This is a genomic window from Paenisporosarcina sp. P4_E4_2, from assembly GCF_056401595.1.
Genome location: NZ_JBFUJC010000198.1, coordinates 1 through 5,826 on the forward strand (window position 1 = coordinate 1; position 5,826 = coordinate 5,826).

Below are 5,826 nucleotides of genomic sequence, written 5' to 3' on the forward strand. Positions count from 1 at the left end.
GCACTACGCTGTCCTTCTTGGAAATCCTGCGACTGAAAAGCAAGCTCGCATTGATTTGGAGATTTTAAAATCATCAAACGTTTGGGAAGGAATCGCCAAGCATTCATTATTTAAAGCCTACTTAAAAGACCTTGAGCCAGCACAGCTTTTGAATTCTCCTGTACGAACTACATGTTGTTTCTCCAAAGATGTTCCGGGATTGCAAAAATGCGGTTTCTGTCCTCTTAAATAGTTAAAAATACCCATTTGGACATTGGGATGTTTTAGCAATGACTAAATAGGATAAACCTAACATTAAGAAGATGAAAAGGAGCGTGTCAATGACATGGAAAACATTCAAGGTAAAGTTCAAGAGGAATTAAATAACGTAAGTTCAGAAAAAAAAGAAGAAATCTTAGCGAATTTTTCAACCTTTAAATCTTATTTAGGCGATAAAGTAGCAATGGGTGAAAAATTAGGTCTTGGCGAAGAGCAATTAGCAAAGACTGCTGAAAAAGTAGCAGGCTATTTAGCAAATAATGAAGAGCCTCGTAACAGCGAAGAAAACTTGTTACAAGAATTATGGAAGTCTGGCGATAAAGATCAGCAACATGCTTTGGCTCACATGTTAGTTAATATGGTGAGAAAATAAGCATTTGAAAGGTGTGGATTCGTATGACGAACAACCCTTTTGACGATAAAGAACGTGAAAATCAAAAAGGTCGTAAATTAGACAATCCAGATGTATTGGAAACAGACAAGGAAAGCCTTTTCGATATGCATGAAGACATGCAAACCGTGGATGCTGTTCCTGTTGAAGAATTAAATGAAAAAGTAAAAGATGAAGAAAATAAACGACATTCAAAAGATACTTCTTCAAGTGAAAAACGTTATCCAGAATAAGCGAAAGCCGGACTCTCCTTTTGGAGAATCCGGCTTTTCACATTTCTATCCTCATTCTTCTTCAACTGTTGATGTTGCAGCTTCTTTGATTTCCGCGCGTCTTGCATAAGCATTTTTCAAAATTGTCTTAATCACTGCGTAAGTTGGAATCGCAAGAATAATCCCCCATAACCCGGCAATATTTCCTGCAGCCAAAATGACTGTAATAACGGTCAAAGGGTGAATATCTAGAGCTCTTCCCATGACATTCGGTGAAATTAAATTACTTTCAATCTGTTGTGCAACCAGCATAATAATCGCTACATAAATAGCCATTTGTGGTTCTTGAATGAAACCTATAATAAGAGCAGGAATTACAGAAATATAAGGGCCTAGGAAAGGAATGACATTCATAAACATCCCAAAAATAGCGAGAATGAGTGCATAATCTAGTCCAATAATTAAGTATCCAATCAACAACATCATACCAACTGCAAAACTAACAAATAGTTGCCCCTGAATATAGGATTTCAGTGTGATATCAATATCGACCAATGTTTTACGAATCCATGTTTTCCGTTCCCCACTAAAGAAATTGGCAACAAATGGTGCGAATTTCTCGTGATCTTTCAATAAATAAACAAGGAAAAACGGTATCAATACCAATAAAAATAACCCTTGGAACATGCTTTGAATAAATGTGATTAGCCCAACACCGAATCTTTGTGCAAAGTCATTCAATTTTGAAGACTGATTATCAATTGATTCTTTTATCGATTCAGGTAAACGATTTTTTTGATCAAGTGCATAATCAACCATGGCTTGAACATCTTTAGTAATTTTTGGTGCATCTTCTACTAATGAATTCACTTGCTTTGTAACAGCTGGACCAATCATGAATGAGAGCAACCAAAGGAAAAATCCGATCGCGATAAAGATGGCGAGAATGCTTGTCCATCTCGGCCATCCTTTTGACTCTAAAAAATTAAGCAGAGGTCTCGTTAAATAGAATAAAACCCCTCCAAGCAATAATGGTAAAAATATGGTTTGCCCTATAATGACAAGCGGCGAAAATATCCCTTTAACTTCAATAAACATTCGTATAATAAGTAAAGCCAGCAAAATCCCGACCCCAACTTGAAACCAAAGCTTTTTCGTCAATACATTCACGTCCTATTATGTTTGTTTTTCTTATTATAAGTTATTTTTGGTAATAACGGGTATACATACTTGAAAATGGTTAAGTGAGGACGTTTCTAATGGAATATTACGAGGAACTTCGACATCATATGGTTCACCGTCCCCTTCTCCTACCGGGATCCGATAATGGCGATGAGTTTTATTTTGTTACTGTCGTTTATCAATCAAAGAATTTTACTGGAGAACTTTCAAATATGTGAAGATGAAACACTTAGTTTAGGCTTTTATTTATTAAACATGTTTAGAGTTGTGAGGTTTTGGGTAAACATAATACCGAGGATTTTCTCGCCTACTTTGTTCCTCTTATTTTCGCGCAACAAAACAAAAACTCCAGGCAAAAGATAATTTTGGGAGGAGAAAGTTTAAATGAATTGGTATGAAAAGTTAAATCAATATTTTCCAGTCGAAGAAATGAAATCAAAAGAACATATGGAGACATTACTGAATGAAAAAGGTAATGTTTATATAAAAGATGAAGGTCCAAAACACGTGCTCATGTACGTTGAGTTTAAAAACTTTGTATTTGTGGATTATCTTTTTGTGTCGAAAGAAGCCCGCGGTGAAGGATTAGGTCGCAAACTTCTGAACAAATTAAAAGAAAAGAACAAAGCAATTCTCCTTGAAGTCGAACCTGTAAATTATGAAGATACGGATACCGAAAAACGCCTTAAATTTTACGCCCGGGAAGACTTCAAACATGCATCCCGCATTGGTTATACTCGTCGATCTTTAGCCACCGGCGAAAATACCGTTCTTGAAATACTCTATTGGTCACCTACCGATCAGGATGAAGAAGAAATTTATAACGCAATGAAGTGGACTTATGAAAATATCCATACCTTTAAAGATGAGCAGTTTTATGGTGATTCATACGACCCTTCCAGCGAGGTACTCGTCTTTAAGACAGACAAAAAACCAAATATGCTTGAATCTTATTAATACAGTACAGACGAAAGAGCCGTTCATTCCGGTCCTTTCGTCTTTTTTGCGGAAACGGCTGACTTAGTCGTTTTCATTTTTGTATAGATAGTAGTCTTGGGCATGCACTACTTTAAAACCCACGGATTCATATAAATTCAAGGCATGAGCATTTTTTGTTTCCACTTCCAGATACACGGAATGGCCTTGCATACTTTGTTCTTTGACGACTTTTTGGAGCACTTTTCGACCTGTACCTTTCCCCTGAAAATCAGGAAGAATGGAAAAACCATAAATCCATGCTTGCCCGTCTTCACGCTTAATACGAATCTTTCCGATTGTTTGAGTGTCCACTTCGATCATTAACATATCGGTATCTTCATCGCTTTCTATTCTGCTTTCCATCGCTTTAGCATCTTCCTCTAGTACACCGAACGCCTCGACGTCCAAACGAATTCTCATGTCCAGATCTTCATGCTTTGCCTCTCGTAAAGTCACACCCTCTACTTCATTAAGAGGTCTTTCCTGCCACTCCATTTGGTGTTCGGAAAATGCAGGAACGGCGTCATGTTTATTCAAAAAGGCCATCGCTTCCTGAGATCCAGCTGGTGCGTTGAGCAAAATTTTCTTGAATTTCTGTTGTTTTGCTTTTTCCATCGCTTTCAGAAACAAACGATTAAAATGACCTTTCCGGCGTTTGCTTGGCTTTACCATACCGCATACTTCCGCAGTTGAACCAAAAGCGTAAATCCCTAAAAATGCAACTAGTTCATTTTCTTCATAATAAAGAAAGTCACGTTCCTCCAAATCACGGGTCCTTAGCATTTCCCAGTTCAGTTTCAGTTGTATCCCATCATGTGCTTCACATTCTTTTTGAAGAGTCTCAATGTCTTGCAATTGTTTTGTCGTTAACATATATTTCTCCTTCTATTCTGATTATTTCTACATAAAAATAGCTTCCCACATTTTAGAGCGGGAAGCTACTGATTATTTAGGTTTTGTATAACTTGCAATCGCTGTGGCAATTTGGTCTTCAATTGGCGTCACAGCTGCCAAATCATTATTAATCAGAATGGAGAATGTCAGCAACTCACCATCTTTTGTGGTTGCATATCCAGATAAGGCAGATACGGCGGTTAATGTACCTGTTTTTGCTTTCACATTTCCGACAGTAGGTTCAGTTTTCATTCGATTGCGTAAAGTTCCTCCGGTAAAACGGTCACTTATCCCTGCAACTGGCAATGAAGATAAGAATGTTTTGTACCATGGCTCATTTTGTACAGCCACAAGAAGATTTGTTACTTCATTGGAAGGAATCAAATTGACGTGAGACATGCCCGAAGCATCGCGGATCATGATTGTTTCCATATTCAAACCCATTTCCTCTGAATTCTCTTCTATCACCTGAAGTCCCTTCTCCCAGCTTCCTTCCCCGTAAACCACTTTGCCCATTTCCTTTGCCAATACTTCAGCGTGTCCGTTATTGCTAAGTTTCATAAAAGGAATGAATAGTTCTTTCAGTGCCATTGAGTTTTTAAAAGTCAGCAATTGAGCATCACTAGGCGTTTTGCCTAACGTGATTTTGTGCTTACCGACAAATTTAATACCTTGTTCCTCCAAAGATGTCTTGAACAAGTCCAACGCATAATAGGAAGGCTCCCAAATCGCAATCCATTCACGGGTGACAGTGCCGCCCGCTGGGACTGTTCCCTCAATAATGATATTGTTCGATCCATGTTGCCGTTCAATTGTTATGTCTTTCACTTCTCCGGCAGCAACCGTTTTAGAACGATTGATGATGTTTACCACATCAGTTTCAGGCAATACTTTAATCTTTGCCGGTTCACCGACAATTGAATTTGGATGTGCTTCCACAATTACTGTACCTGCATCATAATCTGCATTCGGAGATGCCGTTAGTGCTGATACTTGTGCAGCGTAATAATAGGATTCATCCGTCCAAGTAATATCCTGCGACAAGCGGACATCGTCATACCAGGTATCGTCACCGATTAAGTTTCCATTTATCTTCTTAATACCACGAGCTGCAAGATCCTTGGCAAATACGTCGAAGTCCTGCTTTAACAACGTAGGATCCCCTTTACCTTTCAAGTACAAATCTCCAGACAACATTCCCGCTTTTACAGTGCCATCACTCAACACTTCCGTAGAGAACCTATAATTTTCTCCGAGTGTTTCGAGAGCAGCTGCTCCTGTGAGAAGTTTCATATTCGATGCCGGATGCAACCTCGTTTCACCAAAATGGTCATAAATAAGTTCTCCTGAGTTGGCTTTCCTAATACTCACACCTGTGGTGGCACCGTCGAGACGTTCGTCCTGAAGAATTTTATTAATGCTGATTCCTAATTGGGCATATTCATCTGTTGCAATAGCCGTTTGTTGTTTGGTTTCATCCGTAAATGGATAAAAAGCGAGCATCACTATAAAAAGAGTTAGAATATACTTTTTCACTTTCAACTTCGTTCCTCCTAAAAATAGTATTGGAGAGAGCATATCATAAAATAATTTGAATATTATGTAATTTTTAGAGTGATTGTAAAAAACGTTCTTTTCTCACATGAGCTCYGTCGAATGTCTATTTCTATATATGTGGACTGAATGAAGGTTATGTAAACAAACGGGAGATTTTCACTTCTTTCGTCACACTAAAAAAACTCACTTCAGAAAAGTGAGTCAGACTGTAGACAAACAATAAAATGAGTGAATATAACTGTATACTATTGAAAAAGAGCCTATGCAAGAAAATGTTGATTTCCATTGCGGCGGACGCGTTTCGCGGGCACGGCTTCAGTCTCCTCGTCACTAGAAAAACCGGTGCTCCTACAT

At 38.3% G+C, this 5,826-nt stretch carries 7 protein-coding genes and 1 pseudogene; 5 read left to right on the forward strand and 3 right to left on the reverse strand.

Annotated features, from left to right (window positions below):
* The 3 genes and pseudogenes from AC1DSB_RS13160 to AC1DSB_RS13170 all read left to right on the forward strand — a co-directional run.
* A pseudogene (locus tag AC1DSB_RS13160) lies at positions 1–232 on the forward strand (hypothetical protein); the annotation flags it as partial.
* A gap of 93 nt (positions 233–325) precedes the next feature.
* Positions 326–631, forward strand: a complete 306-nt coding sequence (locus tag AC1DSB_RS13165) for a DUF3243 domain-containing protein (RefSeq protein WP_016428444.1) — start codon at positions 326–328, stop codon at positions 629–631.
* A gap of 23 nt (positions 632–654) precedes the next feature.
* Positions 655–882 (forward strand): hypothetical protein, encoded by a 228-nt coding sequence (locus AC1DSB_RS13170; RefSeq protein ID WP_477530756.1) that lies wholly within the window; start codon positions 655–657, stop codon positions 880–882.
* A gap of 51 nt (positions 883–933) precedes the next feature.
* Here AC1DSB_RS13170 and AC1DSB_RS13175 read toward each other — a convergent pair whose 3' ends face one another.
* The gene (locus AC1DSB_RS13175; RefSeq protein WP_477530755.1) at positions 934–2,022 is read right to left on the reverse strand and encodes an AI-2E family transporter; all 1,089 of its coding nucleotides are present in this window, start codon (positions 2,020–2,022) and stop codon (positions 934–936) included.
* A 98-nt stretch (positions 2,023–2,120) separates the two neighbouring features.
* Between AC1DSB_RS13175 and AC1DSB_RS13180 the strand changes: the two genes are divergently transcribed.
* Positions 2,121–2,261, forward strand: a complete 141-nt coding sequence (locus AC1DSB_RS13180) for a hypothetical protein (RefSeq protein ID WP_477530754.1) — start codon at positions 2,121–2,123, stop codon at positions 2,259–2,261.
* A 166-nt stretch (positions 2,262–2,427) separates the two neighbouring features.
* Entirely contained in the window at positions 2,428–3,000 is a 573-nt protein-coding gene (locus AC1DSB_RS13185) for a GNAT family N-acetyltransferase (RefSeq protein ID WP_477530753.1), read from the forward strand.
* Between the two features lie 63 nt (positions 3,001–3,063).
* Here AC1DSB_RS13185 and AC1DSB_RS13190 read toward each other — a convergent pair whose 3' ends face one another.
* Together AC1DSB_RS13190 and dacB are read right to left on the reverse strand one after the other, a co-directional pair.
* Positions 3,064–3,894: a GNAT family N-acetyltransferase gene (locus AC1DSB_RS13190; RefSeq protein ID WP_477530752.1), complete on the reverse strand. Its 831-nt coding sequence runs from the start codon at positions 3,892–3,894 to the stop codon at positions 3,064–3,066.
* Positions 3,895–3,966: 72 nt separating this feature from the next.
* Positions 3,967–5,457: a D-alanyl-D-alanine carboxypeptidase/D-alanyl-D-alanine endopeptidase gene (dacB, locus tag AC1DSB_RS13195; protein ID WP_477530751.1), complete on the reverse strand. Its 1,491-nt coding sequence runs from the start codon at positions 5,455–5,457 to the stop codon at positions 3,967–3,969.
* Positions 5,458–5,826: the final 369 nt, after the last annotated feature.